This window comes from Sphingobacterium sp. LZ7M1, from assembly GCF_024296865.1.
Lineage (GTDB): Bacteria > Bacteroidota > Bacteroidia > Sphingobacteriales > Sphingobacteriaceae > Sphingobacterium.
In genome coordinates this window covers 64,990-82,114 of record NZ_CP101134.1, presented here as the reverse complement: position 1 = coordinate 82,114, position 17,125 = coordinate 64,990, and the positions used below count along the sequence as shown (strand labels likewise).

Here is a 17,125-nt window from a genome sequence, read left to right as displayed (position 1 = left end):
AACGCTGTAGGGTAGCTGTAGTGTACCAAACAGAAGGAATGAGTCAAAAAATTCTCTGATGTAGTGGTAATTGTTTAACCTAAAAAATACAGAATATTCTTCTCCACAATATCTTTGATTTATCATGAAAAGGCCATAACCAAGCCTGCATGATTTTTCAATTATATCACCATGTTAATTTATTTTCCTTTTATGAGATTAAAAATTTTGCATGCATTCATCTTGATTTGCATGTGTATTTCTGTGACGGATCTGAAAGCGCAGACTTTATCGATCCGTGGACAGGTTACCTCATCAAGTACTGGAGAACCCATCTCTGGTGTGACGGTAACTGTCGAAGGTAAAAGACAAGCTACGAGTACAGATTTTGAGGGGCAGTATACCCTTGAGTTTCCGGGCAGCAGTGCCACGGTGAAGTTCTCCCAAATTGGGAAGCTCTCCAAGAGTATCGAAGTAGGGCAATCTGGAGTCTATAATGTACAGTTAGAAGACGGCTTGGACGAATTAGAAGAGATCGTAGTCGTTGGTTATGGAACGCAGAAAAAGAGCGTTGTCACCGGAGCCATCAGTAGTGTGAAAGGCAGCGACCTGGAGACTATGCCAGTTACCCGATTGGAACAGTCCCTTCAAGGTAGAGCCTCAGGACTAACCATCGCTTCCAATTCCGGGGAACCAGGAGCTTCATCCACCATTAGGATCCGTGGATTCACAACGTTCGGAAACAATAACCCATTATGGGTTGTCGATGGAGTGGTTGTTGATGCGGGCGGTATCAGCTACCTGAACCAATCGGACATCGAATCTATCGAAGTGTTGAAAGATGCTTCCTCACAAGCGATCTACGGTGCTAGAGCGGCTGCAGGTGTTATCCTTGTTACCACCAAGAAAGGTGCACAGGGAGCGATCCGTATCAATTACAACACATTCTTGGGCAGTTCAGCTCCGGCAAGAAAACTGAGCCTGTTGAATGCCACGGAATATGCAACCCTGAGAAATGAGGCTGCTTTGGCAGCAGGAAATGCCCTGCCTTTCCAAGATCCGGCTTCATTAGGAGAAGGAACAGATTGGCAAGAACATATCTTCAATAGAAATGCATTCCGCCAGAACCATGAACTCAGCATCAGCGGAGGAAACGAGGTTTCTACCTTCTACACTTCTTTCGGTCTATTGAGTCAAGAGGGCATCGTAGCCTCGGAGATTTCCAACTATAAAAGAACAAACATCCGTTTAAACTCGGAACATAAGGTTGCCAAATGGTTGAAATTTGGTCAAAACCTAGGTTATTCCCATGAAAAAGGACAAGGTGTAGGGAACACCAACAGTGAGTTCGGTGGACCATTGTCATCGGCCATCAACTTAGATCCGACTACGCCATTGATCATCACCGATCCATCGGTGATCAATAACCCAAGCTTACCTTATGCGTCACAGGCGGTTCCACGCGACCCAAACGGCAACCCTTATGGAATTTCCCAATTTGTTGCCCAGGAGATGTCGAATCCATTGGCTTATATCCAAACCCGTTTAGGCAACCATGGATGGTCAGACAATATCATAGGTAATGTATATGGTGAGTTAGAGCCTATCAAGGGCCTAAAAATCCGTTCTACCTTAGGTTCAAAGCTATCCTTTTGGGGAAATGAGAGCTTCACTCCTGTGTATTACCTGAATGCGGTAATGAAGAGGGCACAGAACGACTTTACCCGTGGAACGAACAGAGGTTTTGATTGGAACTTAGAGAACACCATTTCCTATCAATATACCATCCAAGACCATAATATTTCCGCATTGGTGGGTCAAGGAGCGTACTATGATAACCGCGCGAGAGGTATAGCCGTAACTTATTTTGATATTCCTGTCAATAATTTTGATGATGCCTCCCTGAACTATACCGTTCCGGCAGACCAAAAGAATTCATCAGGATACGAGAATGTAGGCCATACGGTTTCCTCCTTATTTGCCAGATTAAACTATAATTACAAGGAAAAGTACTTGGCTGAAGGATTGATCAGAAGAGACGGATCATCCCGTTTTGGAGCCAACAACAAGTACGGTATCTTCCCGTCTTTCTCATTAGGTTGGGTCGTTAGCAAGGAAGATTTCCTAATCGACAACCCACATATCAACATGTTGAAGATCCGCGGAGGATACGGGGTAGTAGGTAATGACAACATCGGTGATTTTGCTTTCCTTTCCACTATCGGTGGCGGACGTAATTACACTATCGGCTTGACGGACATCTATACCGTAGGAAATAGCCCGAATGCACCATCAAACCCAGACCTGAAATGGGAGCAGACCAGTCAGGCCAACATAGGTTTGGAGTTGTCCTTTTTGAGGAACTTCAACCTGACCTTCGATTGGTTCAATAAAGTAACGACCGGTATTTTACAGAATCCACGTATCCCAGGTTATGTTGGGGCAATTGGAAACCCTGCAGCCAATGTTGCGGACATGAAAAATACAGGTGTGGAGCTGGAATTGGGCTACAAAAACCGACTAGGAGAAGTCAATTTCGCCTTGAACGGAAATGCATCCTACCTGAAGAATGAGGTGACCGATATCGGTGCGGGCGTGAGCTTCCTGAACGGAGCTGGCTTCCAGGCATCGACCTACAACATCACCCGTACCATGGTAGGCGAAGCTTTCAACTCATTCTATGGTTTCAAGACCATGGGTATCTTCCAGAACCAAGCAGAGATTGAAGCATACAAGAGCGCAGAAGGCGCTTTGATCCAGCCGAATGCACGTCCAGGAGATTTCAAATGGGCTGATCTAGATGGCAATGGCGCAATCGACGCAAATGACAGAACCTTTATCGGCGATCCGACACCTAACTGGTCTTTCGGTTTCACCCTGAACCTAGAGTGGAATAATTTTGATGCCCTAATCTTCGGACAAGGGGTAGCTGGAAACAAGGTATTCCAAGGGTTGAGAAGGCTAGACATCAACAATGCCAATTACTCTACACGAGCTTTGGGAAGATGGACAGGAGAAGGCAGTTCGAACGACTATCCACGTTTAACGGATGCCGATGCGAACAATAACTTCACGAATCCTTCCGAATTCTATTTGGAGGATGGAAGCTACTTCCGCCTGAAAACCGTTCAGATCGGATATTCCATCCCTTCGGAACTGACCAGAAGGATCGGACTTCAAAAAATCAGGCTATATGCCATGGCTGAGAACCTGATGACCTTCACGAAATATACAGGATACGACCCTGAAATCGGTGGTGGTATCATGAGTATCGACCGAGGCATCTATCCGCAAGCAAGGTCATATATGTTCGGTCTAAATGTTGCATTTTAATCTAGATTAGTGATGAAATTAAATAATAAATTATTCCTTATACTTATTGCTTTCTCTTTATTGGGGCAATCCTGTTCCGATAGCTTTTTGGAACTAAAACCTAGGGGCACGGACTTAGAAGAGAACTACTACAGGAACCGACAAGAGGCTTACAACGGTCTGGTTGCGGTATATGATGTGGTGGGTTTCCAGAGTTCCAGCTATGTCACTAAAATTTTGGCTACCTCAGCGGCATCTGACGATCATTTTGCTGGCGGCGGTGGATCCTCAGATTTACCGAATATCCAAGCTTGGTCCAACTATTCCCTAAGCCCAGCAGTGGGTCCTCAGGAGGATCTTTGGCGCCGAGGCTATATGGGAATCATGCGCGCCAACGTATTGCTGGAGAAATTGCCAGAGATCCCAATGGGCGATGATGAAAAGGCAAGGTTTACCGCAGAAGCGAAATTCCTGAGAGCCTATTTTTATTTTGACCTTATTCGCTACTTCCGCAATATCCCATTGATCATGAGCCCGCTTGTTGGAGATGCCATTTATGCAACCCCACAAGTAGCACCTCAGGAGGTCTATGCTGCGATGGAGAAAGATCTAATGGAGGCCATCCCTGTTCTTCCCATCAATTTAAACTTAGAAACCGAGGCCGGAAGAGCATCACAGGGCACAGCAAGAGCATTGCTGGGCAAGGTCTATCTACAGCAAGAAAAATTCACCGAGGCAGCTGCCCAATTTAGGGAAGTGAACGGCGAACCCGGTCAAACCAGCAAATATGGCTACAAGTTATTGGCCAATTACGGCGACCTCTTCAAGGTGAGCAATAAATTCAACAGCGAGTCCATCATGGAGATCTCCTTTACCAACACTTCCGTTGGCGACTGGGGCTGTATCGACTGTACCGAAGGAAATATCTTGAATATTATGATCGGTCCCCGTGGATACGCGGCAGGTTCAGGAGCACCGGACTATATTGCCGGATGGGGATTCCTTCCCTTGACCAATGGCCTTGTTGACCAGCTAAAGGGAGATCCTAGATACCAATATACCGTTGCGGACATGCACCAGCTGCAAGCAGAAGGCAAGGCATCTTACACACCGGGCTATATGGATACAGGTTATTTCCTGGAAAAATATGCCGGTAGAGAGTCGAACAGATGGACAGGTGCCGGAACGTTCGAGCTTAATTTCCCACAGAACATCTATGATATCCGCCTAGCCGACACCTATCTGCTGGAAGCAGAAGCATTGGTCAGAGGCAGCGGAAACATTACCCGTGCAGGAGCCCTATTAAACGCCGTGAGAGCGAGAGTTGGACTTCCGGCAACCACAGCAACCTTTGCGAACATCAAGCGCGAGAGAAGGCTTGAATTGGCCGGAGAAGGACAACGTTGGTTCGACCTGGTTCGTTGGGGAGATGCAGCAGCCGCTCTATCTGCCAGAGGATATGTCGCCGGGAAGCATGAAGTATTACCGATCCCGCTTTTGGAGCTAGATAATACCCAATTGGAGCAAAACAAAGAATACGGAGGCACGAAATAATTGACTGAATTATGAAAACGATATATAACAAAATATTTAATGCGAATCTCTGGAGGATCATGCTATTCTCGATGGTCGTGATTGCCTGTCGTCCAGAAGGAGATGACCTCAGCTTGAATCCCCTACCGCAGCCCAATTTTGAAGCGGTAGAAATAGCACCGGGCCGTGTACAGTTGAAAAACACGACCAACACCCCTACCATTGCCAACTGGACCATCGTATCCAGCGGACAGAAACTGTCGGGTGACGTAGTAGAAGTAGCCTTGATATTTGCTGGTAACTACGATGTGAAATTGGATGTCGTAGGACAAGGTGGAATGGCAAGTGTGACCAAGCCTGTTGCCGTTAAGCAAAACGACCCGAATGCCTGTGATGCCAAGACCGCACTGGGCTTTATTGCCAGCTGTACCAAGAAAACCTGGAAGCTGAACCCTCAAGCAGGAGCTTTCAAGGTAGGTCCAGGTGCCGATAACGGCGACTGGTGGAGCAGTGGCGCAGGAGAAGTAACCGGTAGAGCCTGTGAGTTCAATGATGAATTTACCTTCTCCTTTAACGCAGAGGGAACCTATGCCTACGATAACAAAGGCGACTACTTTGCCGATGGCTACCTAGGGAACAAAACGACCGGCTGTGAACCCGCAGCAAACCTGAAAGGTGAACAGGCCTTGTGGAATTCCGGGAATTTTAAATTTTCGGTAACAGAAGGAACAGGTGTCAAAAAGCTTGGTCAATTGAGATTGGTGGGCAAAGGGGCACATATCGGTGTCAAAAAAGCACATAACGGTGGTGAGACCGCAACGGGTCCAGTGAACGACTTTGTGCTTTATGATATATTGGAGATGACCAAAAATAAAGATGGAGCTGGCTATGATATCCTGAAGGTTGGTGTCAACATCGGCGGAGACGCTTGGTGGACCATGACCTTACGTTCTTTCTAATCAGCGATCGATTTTATTTTATAAACAATTTAAAAATGAAGAGAAATATGAGCTTTTGGATCTTACCTATCCTTATACTATTGTCCTGTTCAGAAAAATCGAACGAGAACAATATCGTTATCCCTGAACCTCCTCCGGCCCCAAAACCTAAAGAATACAAGTATTCGGAGACACCGGTCTGGTTTGATGAATTCGATAAGGATGGTCTGCCCAATTCCGAACTATGGGGCTATGATGTAGGAAGAGGCGATAACGGATGGGGAAATAATGAATTGCAATATTATACCAATGCCCGTCCGGAGAACGTGAATATTGCCGATGGCATTTTGAGCATTACCGCCAGAAAGGAAAAATTTGAAGGTGCTGACTATACTTCAACCCGCTTGATCAGCAAGGACAAAGGTGATTTCCTGTATGGTAGGTTCGTTGTAAAGGCAAAGGTTCCTGCTGGAAAAGGAACTTGGCCAGCAGCATGGATGTTGCCTACCGACTGGGCATACGGCCCATGGCCAGCTTCTGGGGAAATTGATATCCTGGAACATGTGGGTTACGAACCGGATGTAGTGCATATCACCATGCACACCGAAGATTATAACCATGTTAAGGGCACCCAAAAGGAAGCCATTAAGAAGATTCAAAATGCGACCACCGAATTTCACGAATACCGCGTGGACTGGACTCCTGAGTATATCAGAGGTTTTGTGGACGGCGAACAGATCCTGCACTTTCCAAATGAAGGTAAAGGAAGCGGCGTTTGGCCATTTGACAAGAAGTTCCACTGGTTGCTGAACTTGGCAGTCGGAGGTAATTGGGGCGGATTAAAAGGCATTGATGAAGCCTCATTCCCTAATGTTTATCAAGTAGATTATGTTCGGGTTTACGAACTGTTGAACCCATAATAGAGAAGATCGTTTTAAGTCAATGGTATTTGTACCTTAAATACTGTTACTGATGTGATGATTGGGGTAAGAATTAGCTTCGATGGGTAGGCTAATCTTACCCCTTAATCTTTTTCCCTCAGGGCTTTCCCTAGAAAATCTCTTTCCTTTTAGACCACATTGCCTCTATAGCTAAACATAATGGTCATTTAATCCATTTTAGGTTAAACACCCTCCTTTTTGGGCAATAATAGCAATAATAAAGCGATTGTAGCTTTAAATGCCTTAATACTTCGCACCTCTATATCCAGCATGTCTCAATACTTTATTTTGATATAATTTATCCTATTTATTAATCTTAAACCACTCAAAATGAAACAAGAGTTAATGATTTAACAAATCGGGTAAACTATTAACCATACGACCCGTAAAGAGTAGACGATACGCTACAAAGATTAAACAAAAGTTAACCAATCTTTACTTTCGAGGATAAATAAGTTAAATTAGTATAAGATAGAGATCTCAAATATCTGACCAATTGTTAATAAAATTTTGAATCAGAATATTCATTAAATGCGTTAACCACATGATTTTATCCTTTATCTCCATATTCATAATTATTAATAGTTTGTTGGTCCTGAAGTTAATACAGGGTGTAAAAAGACAAATACATCATTGGGGCCTATACACAATTCTATTGTTAACTATCTTATTCTTAACGATCATTCCATTTTTGTACATGATTGATGATGAAGCACATTTTTACATTCTCAACATCCCCATAGGTTTTCTTTACGGACCTGCACTTATGATTCTTTCCAACAGACTTCGTGGCAAGCAAAAAAAGAATTTATGGGTACACTTAATTCCGTTTGTAATATTCTTTATTATCTACTTGGTATTTGTAAATAACTTATCGTTCCAGTACAATTCTTTCATGAATTTTGTCCCGCTATTTAATTCGGGATTGGTCCTTATACATTTTTTCATCTATTTTGTCATTATTCAGCCCAGATACTTTTTAAACAGGTTGAGGGAAAAGCTTCAATTACTTCCTAGATTGGTTGTTATTGGTCTATTTTCAGCCATCATTACCATAATAATCCTTTCTTTAACCAATTTTACCAAAGACATAGAATTTATATGGGCAGGTAGACTCACTTTAATCAGCATGTTCCTCTCTACTTTAACCCTTATTTACTCGGCAAATATCAACTTCTATCATTCAAAAGGGAACTTAGTAGAAAAGGGAAGTGACATAATAATATATGATATTAACTATTATGAGCCCACAAAACAAAGCGCTAATGCTACCCATCCAAATTCAGATCTGTTCATGGCTTACAACCTCAAGATTATCGAGTTCGTCAATTCCCAGGGCTATCTTGATAGTGAGCTAACGAAGGAAAAATTCAGCTCTGATTTAGGGATTCCGATCCGTCATGTGAGTCAATTCCTAAAATACGAGTACGGAGAAAGTTATACGAGCTTTATCAATCAATTAAGGATGGCTTATGCAGAGAAGAAGCTCAAGGAACAAGTGATGGACTATACGATTGAGGATTTAGCCGGTATTTGTGGATTCAGTTCCCGTGCTTCCTTCTATAGGAATTTCCAGGCTATCCATGGCTGCTCACCGCATAAGTTCAGGAATGACCAACTTATAGCCCAATAATAATTCCCCAGGTGTTTCCTTGGTTTCAATAGGGAGTCCTCCTCACTATTGCTTTCAATTCCGTAGAAGCTTTCGGCCTTAATCAAAGGCAGGAAAGCCTCTCTTCTAGGCAATTCCTTAAGCCTGGCTCACAACATCTTCTATTGCTCGAATAATATGGCCTCCTTTTTACGGCTATCCCAAGCATACAGCTTATTGGCACAAAAACACCTGACTGAAACACCTGTGAATAAATACCGATGTACAGGGGTTGTCACCCCATTTGTCCCTATTTGAACCGCTTAACAGTATGGAAAAAGTTTTTTCTAATAGTAAATTTGGATTTTCTACAAATTGTTTGAAAAACGAACACTAGAATTAATAAAACCCTTATTATCATTAATATACAAATTAATAACGCAAAAAATTACCTATAAAAACGAGTGTCCGTTATTGTTGTATTTTCCGAAAATGGAGAAAATGAGACAATAAATCCAAACCTAATTAATGAGCTTTGTTTAAGCGAGAATCGATGAAATGCAACGCCAATTATACGTTACACTTCCCTCCAATTCTAGGCAAGATCAAAAGATTGTCAATTAATTATTATAAAAATATTGATTATGAACTTTGAATACTTCACGTACTACCTAAATTATATAGGTACTATATTCAGCGGCTATCCGCCAATTGCTAGAGTCACTTTTGTAATGGTCCTTTTTTTAATAGTGGTAACCATACTAGCTTTTACCCGCCTATTGGTCATAGGCTATCAATTAAACAGGACTGAGAAAAAGAAACAGAAAACTGCAAACCATTTCTATGATAAACTTTCTTTTATCATTAAAAATCCTTCGATATATGAAAAAGAAGAGATCCAAAGACTATTGGAGTTCAATATTACAAGTTTGAAACATTGGAAATCTGATTATGTAACCGACGTTTTATTGGATGTCAAAAGCGAACTGATGAAAGCTGGCCAATTTAATGATCTCAATTACAAGAACAGTCTTGAAGCCTTAGGTTTAATGGGCTTTTGGGAGAAAAGAATTAGAAACTCAGGCTTTGATAAAAGAAAAGAAGCCTTGTTGGTCATAGGAGAATTTGACAACGGTGTAAATACCGGCGTCCTTTCTAAGTCAACCTTCCATAAAAACAAGGATATCAGGAAAGCCGCAAGAGATCTATACACCAACCAAGACAAATACAACCCCTTTCGTTTTATGGAAGAAAACTTCGATGAGGAGTTTACCCAATTAGATAAACTTCGGCTTCACTCTACCTTAATCAAGAGGTCTAGGGATGGAAAGCTTCCAAACTTATTGCGTTGGGTGAACAGCTCCAAGAGCCCAAAGTATATCATCTTCATCTTGAGGGAAATAGGATATTTCAAACAAGAAGAAGCCTCAGAGACCTTGACAGACTTACTTGATAAGCATGAAAACCGGGATATCCGAGTGCAAATGGTAGAAACCCTTGGTGAGCTAGGTTACTTTGAGGGCATCCCTAAATTAATAGATCGCTATACCATGGAGACTACGGTGGTCCGTGAGGCCATTATCAGGACCATGGCCATACTGCCTTGCCAGGAGTCATTGGAATTCTTGGTCAAGAATTACAAATCAACTGATGACAATAACAGCAAATTAAACATTGCGAGAGCGATCAGTCAGCATGGTATCGAAGGACAACAAGCACTTGAAACACTTAAAAACGAGGTGTCAAAGACCAAAAAGGAAGCTGAAAACATGCTATTAGCTCAAGTAACCAATGAAAAGAACTTTACAGTAGCACAATATCAAACCAATGGCCTATTTCTTTAACTATTTGATCTACTTCTATGCCACCGCCTTGGCGGTCTTCTATCTGGCATTAATGGTAATGAGCTATTTCAAAACGATTCGCTATCGATTTAAATACACGAAGCGGGAAGAGAATTATCTAAAGGACTTTCCTGACCAAGCTCCAGGAATATCAATTGTTGCACCTGCCTATAATGAAGAAGTCATTATCTCAGACAGTGTTCACTCCTTTTTAAATCTTGATTATCCAACATTTGAAGTGATCATCGTGAATGATGGAAGTACCGACAGGACCCTCGACATCTTGAAAGAGGAATTCGAATTGATGGAGGTGCCCTATTATTATGTCTACAAGGTGTTCTGTCAACCCATAAAAAGAGTTTTTCGATCCAGCAATCCGGCATTCAGTAAGCTTATTGTGGTCGATAAAGTAAACGGAGGTACCAAAGCGGACGCGATGAATGCAGGGGTAAATATTGCTCAATACGATCATTTCATCAATACAGATGTAGACTGCATCCTTTCTGAGGACACCATGAGCAAAATCATTCTTCCCGTCCTTGATTCCGACACACAAGTTATCGCCGTAGGAGCCACCATGCGCATGGTGAATGGCTGCAAGGTAGAGAAAGGAAAGATAACCCGGGTAAAAGCGCCGAGCCGATTGATTCCACTTTTCCAGGAAACTGAATATTTAAGGTCATACCTAGTTGCAAAAATGGGTTGGTCGATGATCAACTCCATTCCAAATGTCTCTGGGGGCTTCGGTTTGTTTGATAGACAGGTCGTAATCTCCGCTGGGGGCTTTGATTCCACCTCCCATGCAGAGGATATGGACATGACCGTGAGAATGGTCGCGTTTATGCGGGAGAACAAAAGAAAATATAAAATAGTTCAATGTCCCTATAGTCTATGCTGGACTGAGGGACCTCCCAACATAAGCCTCTTGAACAGGCAGAGAACAAGGTGGGGACGCGGGATGCTTCAGTTTATCGTCGATCACCGAAAATTCCTCTTGAACAGAGATTATGGGAGAATGGGGCTGATCGTCATGCCGTATATTGTTTTTTTTGAGTTCCTGGCACCAATCATTGAGATAGCGGGCTTTATATTCTTCCTGTTTTTATTGTTAACAGGTCAGGTTAATTTCGAAACCTTTTGGATGATGCTGCTCTATGCCTATTTAATTGGATTGGTGGTTTCGATAGTCACTGTTTCCAATGATTTAGTTCTTGGAAAGTTGTATAGAAATTTCTGGGAATATCTCAAGCTGGTGTTCTTTGCAGCCCTAGAGCCTTTTTTATATCACCCGCTGGTGGTTTTTTTCACCCTGAAAGGCTATGTTCAGTACATTACCAAAAAGGATTTCAAATGGGGCCAGATGACCCGACAGGGATACGCACCTAATAAAAACACAAACACCGCAACATAATATGTTAAAGAGATTTATATTCTCCAAAAGGATGATTACAGCCTTTGGACTGATCTTTTTTTGCCTTGTTTCTTATGCTCAAAGCACAGGGTCTACCAACCAAAATAATTTGGAAGTAAATCAAATCAATGCATTATACAACCAGCAGCGCTGGGAAGAAGGCAGGAAAAAAGCAGAGGAAATCTTGCAAAAAAACCCCAAAGATTCCGATATGAGAATGATGCTGGGTAAATACTATATCCATAGCAAGCAATATGATAAAGCAAGGTATGAACTGGTCAAATCATTGGAATATGGCCCTAGCAATCTTGAATCTAAGAAGATGCTTATTACGGTCGAAACGGAGACCGCGCGCTATTCAAGTGCAATCTGTTATGTCAATGAGTTGCTGGAGGTAAACCCCTATTTGAAAGACCTTTGGCGAAAAAAGATTGATTTATATCGCGTATCAGGAAACCAAGTGGAAGCTGATCGTTTGTTAAAAAGAATTGCACAGATATATCCTGAAGACCACGAGTTGCGCAAGGATCAAACATATATTACCGAGCAGCGCACTGCTGAAGTCCGCAATTCGGGAAAAATAGATAAGACCATCGAACTGGCGAGGAAATCAGTAGAAGACCAACCCCAAGAGCAGGAGAGTTATTTTTCGGTTATAGACAGCTACATCAAGGCCGGGGATTATAACAACGCCTTGGTTTATTCCGAAAGAGCCTTAAACCAGTTTCCAGGAAACGAAGGTTTCATCAGCAAGAAACTAGCCGTCCTAGAACATCAGAAGCGCTATTCAGAGCTGTTGGGCTTCCTTGGTCAAGAGATGAACCGAGGTGGAAGTGCAAACCTTAGGAACCAGTACAACTACTTTCTACTTGAAGCGGCCCGCAATGCCAAGGAAGGCGATGCAGGAACGCTATATGGAAAAATATTTGAAGCTTCGCCCGGAAACGAGGAAGCATTCGCCTATGTTTTCAATGAACGCGTGGGCCAAGAACAATATGAGGAAGCTGTCGATGTCCTGAATAGGCACCGAAACAGTATAGGTGGCAGCAAAGAGCTCGACCTGAAGGAACTGACCGTCTATAAAAGGATGCAGAACCAACCTAAAGTTGCTAGCCTAACCAAAGACCTTTTTAGCAAGTACCCAGACGACATGGACCTACGCGAGTCTTATGTCACCAATACCTTAAGAAGTGCCAAAAACAGCATGGACTAGGGAAAGACCACGGTAGCTATTTCAGAATGGCAAGAAGTTATCCGTTATGGCGACCATGAATCGGTAAAAAGTGCCCAGGCAGGTATCTATAATGCTTACCAGTCTAGCAATCGACTTCAGGAAGCTATCGTCGTATTGGATGAAATGTTATTTGACGATCCAGGCAACTTGGACCTGATGATGAAGAAATCAGATCTATACAATAAACAGGGTAGGTATGACTATGCATTAAGTATTTACGAGCAAGTCCTGGCGCAAGCCTCCCCAGAGGACAAACTGCGTTTGCAAAATGGTTACTCAGAAATCATAGCCCCTTGGATCAAACAGTTCCGTGAAGAATACAAACTCATTGAAGCCAAACAGCTATGCGAAAGGTGGTTGGCAGTTGATGAACATAATCAAGACGCCCTGCTTGCCATGATCAATATCAGTTACCAACTCAAGGACCATGATGCAATGCTTTCTTACGCCAAAAAGGCCGAAGAGCTTTATTTGGATGATATTCCATTTAAGATCAAGCTAGCAGAGGCCATGAACCATAAGCCAGAAACCTTAGGAGACTCTTGGGAACTGCTCCACCATCAGGTCACACTCAACCCGTTCCACCAACCCTTGGTCAACACCTTCAGTAGCACTACCGAAGAATACGCTGCCAGGTTATTGAAAAACAAGGAACATAGCCAAGCCCTAGCCGTCATCGATACTGCCCTTCAATACAATGAAAACAGCAAATCCTTGAAGTATCTGAAAGGTACTGCCTATGAAGGCCTAAAGCAGTATGATTCGGCTTATTATTACCAAAGGTATTATGATCCATCCCTATTGGAATTCGAAGACTTTAAACAGCATCTGGATTACCTAGGGCAACGATCTTTCAAGAACACGGTGGGTATTTCACACCTCAGGGCAAGGTTCGGCGACAATGACGCCCTTACGACCATTTCCACAGCAGAATACAGCCGCTTACATACTGATGGATCCATATATACCGGGCGCCTGAACTATACTGGACGTGAAAATGGAAAAGGAATACAAGGACAGTTTGAATGGAGCAAACCATGGACACCTGAGATTTCCAGCCGGATTGACCTAGCCCTAGCCAATAAGTTTTTCTTGAAGGTTGCAACAAATGCCACCGTCATGTATGAATGGAAACCAACTTGGCAACTTGAAGCTGGAGCTGGATTTAGGAGATTTTTCACAGATGAATCCTTGATGAACCTGAATCTAGGCGTCATGAAGACCATTGATGACTTCAACCTGTCAGGGAAAATCTCCAATTTCATGCTAATGGAGAATGGCAGCAGCAGCTACCTATACAACGTAGGCGTAAAGGGCCAATATTACATGAACAATCCTAGAAACTTTGTTCTTGCAATAGCCAGCGTAGGTAATTCTCCAGACTTGGACTTAATGGACTTCCAGATCCAAAATAGTTTTGAGGTACTCAATACCATGGTCGGCGCGGGATTCGGCAGGAACATTTCAAGGAATATTTCAGCCAACGCATTAGGGTCATGGTATAACTTCCAAACCAACCTAATTGATGGAGTCAGTACCTATAAAAACCTGTACAACATTAACCTGCAAATGAATGTATCTTTTTAGATTCACCATACCCCTGTTCGGCCTTTTCGCCTTTAGCTCTTGCACGAGCAGTAAGGGCCAAAGCAATGTGTTCAACTTTGCTGAACAGAAGATAATTATCAGCTCTAACGGAGACCAGAGCAGTGCTGCAATGGCTGATTATTTCAATCAGCACCTTTCCAAGCGCAATACAGGCAACAAACTATCCATCATCAGAACAGATAGCCCAGATACCACAAACAAAACAAACCAGATATATTTTGAGCTTGTCCCTGACTTAAGCTTTGATTACGAGATCAAGAATGTTCCGGGAAAGCTTTCCCTATTTGCAAAAAACAGGGAAACCATGATATGGCTGATTTATGGCCTTATCTCCCATTTGGGAGACAAGGTCGATATCGATGCACATGACCTCCCTCCTGCCATCATTCATTTCAGCACAGGCCAATTCAATTTCGCGATTCACTATCGTGAGCCACACTTGCTCAGTAATACCGACCCAGATCTAGTAGGCATCTACCATACCAATAGCGTAGACCGTGATTGGGGAATTTGGGGCCATAATTTTAAAAAGATTTTTAATGGAAAGATCCCTGAAAGAGCCTATGCGCAGACCGAAGCGGGTATAAATGAAGATCAATTTTGTTTCTCCTCTGCAGAAACCCTGGCTGCCATCAAAGCATATCTTGACGGGCAAGAGGGAAATGGCTTAAAGTACTTTATGATCGCTCCCAATGACAATAACATCGCTTGTACTTGTGAAACTTGTAAAGAATTGGGGAACAAGACAGCTGATGCAACAGGTGCAGTTACAAATCTGCTGAATAGCCTTGCAAAGCAGTATCCAGACTATCAATTTTTCACCACGGCCTACCTGACTACTAAACGTGCTCCCTCCATTCAAATGGAAAAAAACACCGGTGTATTCATCAGCACGATCGATTTCACAAAATCTTCCAAAATCATCCCAAGCAGTACCGCTGTCCAAGATTTTGGAACCTTGGTAGAGCAATGGAAAAATAAAGTCAATGCGGTCTACCTCTGGGACTATATTTCAAATTTCGACGATTATTTGAGCCCTTACCCCGTATTAGATCGCTTTCAAAATCAGCTGAGTTACTTTCGTTCTATCGGAATCAATGGCTTTTTCCTCAACGGTTCGGGCTATGACTATTCTCCATTCGAAGACATCAAGACCTATGTACTAAGTGCGATGATGATGGATCCAAGCTTGGATGCCAAAGACCTAGTCGAGGGCTATTGCAAAAGGACATATCCAACATCAGGTAAGCTAATAGCTGATTATCTTTTAGCGATTGAACAGAAATCAAGTCGATCAAAATCTGAAATAGGAATTTATTTACCTTTCAGAGAACTGATGAAATCCTATTTAGACCAAGGTGGGTTTCAAAAATTCCATAGCGATCTATCTGAACTGAGCAAAAAAGCAAAAGGAGAAGAAAAGATAAAGCTTGACAAATTATTATTAGGCTTGGCCTATACCCAACTCCAGTTTGACTACCATACTGGAAATTTTGAAAACGGATTCCTTGCAGAACGAGAAGGAAAGGTATGGATCAATCCCAAGGCCGAGGAGAGCATCTTGGAATTGGCAGCCTTTTCCAAAAAATACAAACAGGACCATTATAAGGAAACTGATGGCGAGATAAGCAACTATATCGCCGAATGGAAACAGATCCTAGCCCATCCAATGAACAGAAATCTTTTCCAGATCGAGAAGGTGCTGGAATTAAAGACCATGCAAGCACTGGAAGAAGCTGCTCTATTGGCTGACAACCTGCCCGGATTCCTCTCCGATTTCAATCAAGGCTGGTTATTAGCTGCAGAGGATATCAATGTTTCAGGTAAGCTGGTATCCGTAGAGGAAAGAAAAAAAACAATCCGCATGCGGTTCCTATATAATGCAAGGCACCGGATGCTAAAGCCAGACGAGATTGAAATACTGAAAGACGGGCAGCCCATCGCAAAGGTCGCGGGCATGGAATTGATCCAAGAAGGCAACACATTCCAGCTTGAAAAGGAGGTCATGGTCGATGGAGAGCAACAAATTGAAATAAGGATAAACAAAAATAAAAGCATTAACAATTCAGTAATAGCATGTGATGAAATTGAAATATTTTAACATTTCGCTTTTAGCAATCATCAACTTGTTGATAACAGGTTGCATGGACATCAAGGACAGGAAAACCACCGTGGAAATAGAAGATAACCATAGGCATTACTTTCCGATTTTAGCAGGTGAGCTCAAGGATTTGGTCTTTAACATCAAAAACACCGGCGATGAACCTTTAATCCTGACAGATATTATTACTTCTTGTGGTTGCCTGAAGAACTCAGACGGCATTGGCGGGTTTTCAATCCCACCCAAAAAAGAACGGAAGCTTATCCTGAGCTACAATAGCGCTAAGAACATTGGAGCAGTGAAACATTATGTTACACTTTACGGGAATTTTAAGGATGCCGAATACAAAGAGATTGTTTTTGATATCAATGTCGTCCCTGGGGCAATGTATACCAAGGACTATGAAGAATTGTATACAGAGGAACTTGAAGAAAATAAATCAGTTGAGCTTATGATGGATGGAAGGCAAAATGGGAAAGGATATTACATGCCTGAACCATCTCCAGAAATCGAGAAACAAAATAATTAATTACATAAATTTTTATTTATAACAATAATTTTTTTGTAAAGAATTGGATTAATATAAAAAGATAAAGTAAAAAATGTGGATATTTAACTACATGAATTAACTTT

The 17,125-nt window shown here is 42.4% G+C and carries 11 protein-coding genes; all 11 read left to right on the top strand.

The features are described from left to right. Window positions 1-192 precede the first annotated feature (192 nt). Window positions 193-3,312 (top strand): TonB-dependent receptor, encoded by a 3,120-nt coding sequence (locus NMK93_RS00385; RefSeq protein WP_254526702.1) that lies wholly within the window; start codon window positions 193-195, stop codon window positions 3,310-3,312. A 12-nt stretch (window positions 3,313-3,324) separates the two neighbouring features. Then, window positions 3,325-4,845, top strand: coding sequence for a RagB/SusD family nutrient uptake outer membrane protein (locus tag NMK93_RS00380; RefSeq protein WP_254526703.1), 1,521 nt, complete (start codon window positions 3,325-3,327; stop codon window positions 4,843-4,845). Window positions 4,846-4,856: 11 nt separating this feature from the next. Beyond that, window positions 4,857-5,783 (top strand): hypothetical protein, encoded by a 927-nt coding sequence (locus NMK93_RS00375; RefSeq protein ID WP_185215729.1) that lies wholly within the window; start codon window positions 4,857-4,859, stop codon window positions 5,781-5,783. A 35-nt stretch (window positions 5,784-5,818) separates the two neighbouring features. Further along, window positions 5,819-6,682: a family 16 glycosylhydrolase gene (locus NMK93_RS00370; protein WP_254526704.1), complete on the top strand. Its 864-nt coding sequence runs from the start codon at window positions 5,819-5,821 to the stop codon at window positions 6,680-6,682. Between the two features lie 1,315 nt (window positions 6,683-7,997). Next, window positions 7,998-8,336, top strand: coding sequence for a helix-turn-helix domain-containing protein (locus NMK93_RS00365; protein ID WP_254526705.1), 339 nt, complete (start codon window positions 7,998-8,000; stop codon window positions 8,334-8,336). A gap of 602 nt (window positions 8,337-8,938) precedes the next feature. After that, a complete protein-coding gene (locus tag NMK93_RS00360; protein ID WP_254526706.1) occupies window positions 8,939-10,138 on the top strand; it encodes a HEAT repeat domain-containing protein in 1,200 nt (399 codons plus the stop codon). Continuing rightward, the gene (locus NMK93_RS00355) at window positions 10,122-11,549 is read left to right on the top strand and encodes a glycosyltransferase (protein WP_254526707.1); all 1,428 of its coding nucleotides are present in this window, start codon (window positions 10,122-10,124) and stop codon (window positions 11,547-11,549) included. The genes NMK93_RS00360 and NMK93_RS00355 overlap by 17 nt, the downstream gene beginning before the upstream one ends. 1 nt (window position 11,550) lies before the next feature. Then, the gene (locus tag NMK93_RS00350; protein ID WP_254526708.1) at window positions 11,551-12,762 is read left to right on the top strand and encodes a lipopolysaccharide assembly protein LapB; all 1,212 of its coding nucleotides are present in this window, start codon (window positions 11,551-11,553) and stop codon (window positions 12,760-12,762) included. Window positions 12,763-12,906: 144 nt separating this feature from the next. Then, window positions 12,907-14,370: a hypothetical protein gene (locus NMK93_RS00345; RefSeq protein ID WP_254526709.1), complete on the top strand. Its 1,464-nt coding sequence runs from the start codon at window positions 12,907-12,909 to the stop codon at window positions 14,368-14,370. Beyond that, window positions 14,357-16,492 carry a DUF4838 domain-containing protein gene (locus NMK93_RS00340; RefSeq protein WP_254526710.1) on the top strand — a complete coding sequence of 712 codons (2,136 nt, stop codon included), beginning with the start codon at window positions 14,357-14,359 and terminating at the stop codon, window positions 16,490-16,492. Before NMK93_RS00345 ends, NMK93_RS00340 begins: the two co-directional genes overlap by 14 nt. Next, entirely contained in the window at window positions 16,473-17,021 is a 549-nt protein-coding gene (locus NMK93_RS00335; protein ID WP_254526711.1) for a DUF1573 domain-containing protein, read from the top strand. Before NMK93_RS00340 ends, NMK93_RS00335 begins: the two co-directional genes overlap by 20 nt. The last annotated feature ends 104 nt before the right edge of the window (window positions 17,022-17,125 follow it).

Coding starts and splice junctions, on each gene's coding strand:
- NMK93_RS00385 (WP_254526702.1), top strand. CDS start 193: ATGAGATTAAAAATTTTGCATGCATTCATCTTGATTTGCATGTGTATT.
- NMK93_RS00380 (WP_254526703.1), top strand. CDS start 3,325: ATGAAATTAAATAATAAATTATTCCTTATACTTATTGCTTTCTCTTTA.
- NMK93_RS00375 (WP_185215729.1), top strand. CDS start 4,857: ATGAAAACGATATATAACAAAATATTTAATGCGAATCTCTGGAGGATC.
- NMK93_RS00370 (WP_254526704.1), top strand. CDS start 5,819: ATGAAGAGAAATATGAGCTTTTGGATCTTACCTATCCTTATACTATTG.
- NMK93_RS00365 (WP_254526705.1), top strand. CDS start 7,998: ATGGCTTACAACCTCAAGATTATCGAGTTCGTCAATTCCCAGGGCTAT.
- NMK93_RS00360 (WP_254526706.1), top strand. CDS start 8,939: ATGAACTTTGAATACTTCACGTACTACCTAAATTATATAGGTACTATA.
- NMK93_RS00355 (WP_254526707.1), top strand. CDS start 10,122: ATGGCCTATTTCTTTAACTATTTGATCTACTTCTATGCCACCGCCTTG.
- NMK93_RS00350 (WP_254526708.1), top strand. CDS start 11,551: ATGTTAAAGAGATTTATATTCTCCAAAAGGATGATTACAGCCTTTGGA.
- NMK93_RS00345 (WP_254526709.1), top strand. CDS start 12,907: ATGTTATTTGACGATCCAGGCAACTTGGACCTGATGATGAAGAAATCA.
- NMK93_RS00340 (WP_254526710.1), top strand. CDS start 14,357: ATGTATCTTTTTAGATTCACCATACCCCTGTTCGGCCTTTTCGCCTTT.
- NMK93_RS00335 (WP_254526711.1), top strand. CDS start 16,473: ATGAAATTGAAATATTTTAACATTTCGCTTTTAGCAATCATCAACTTG.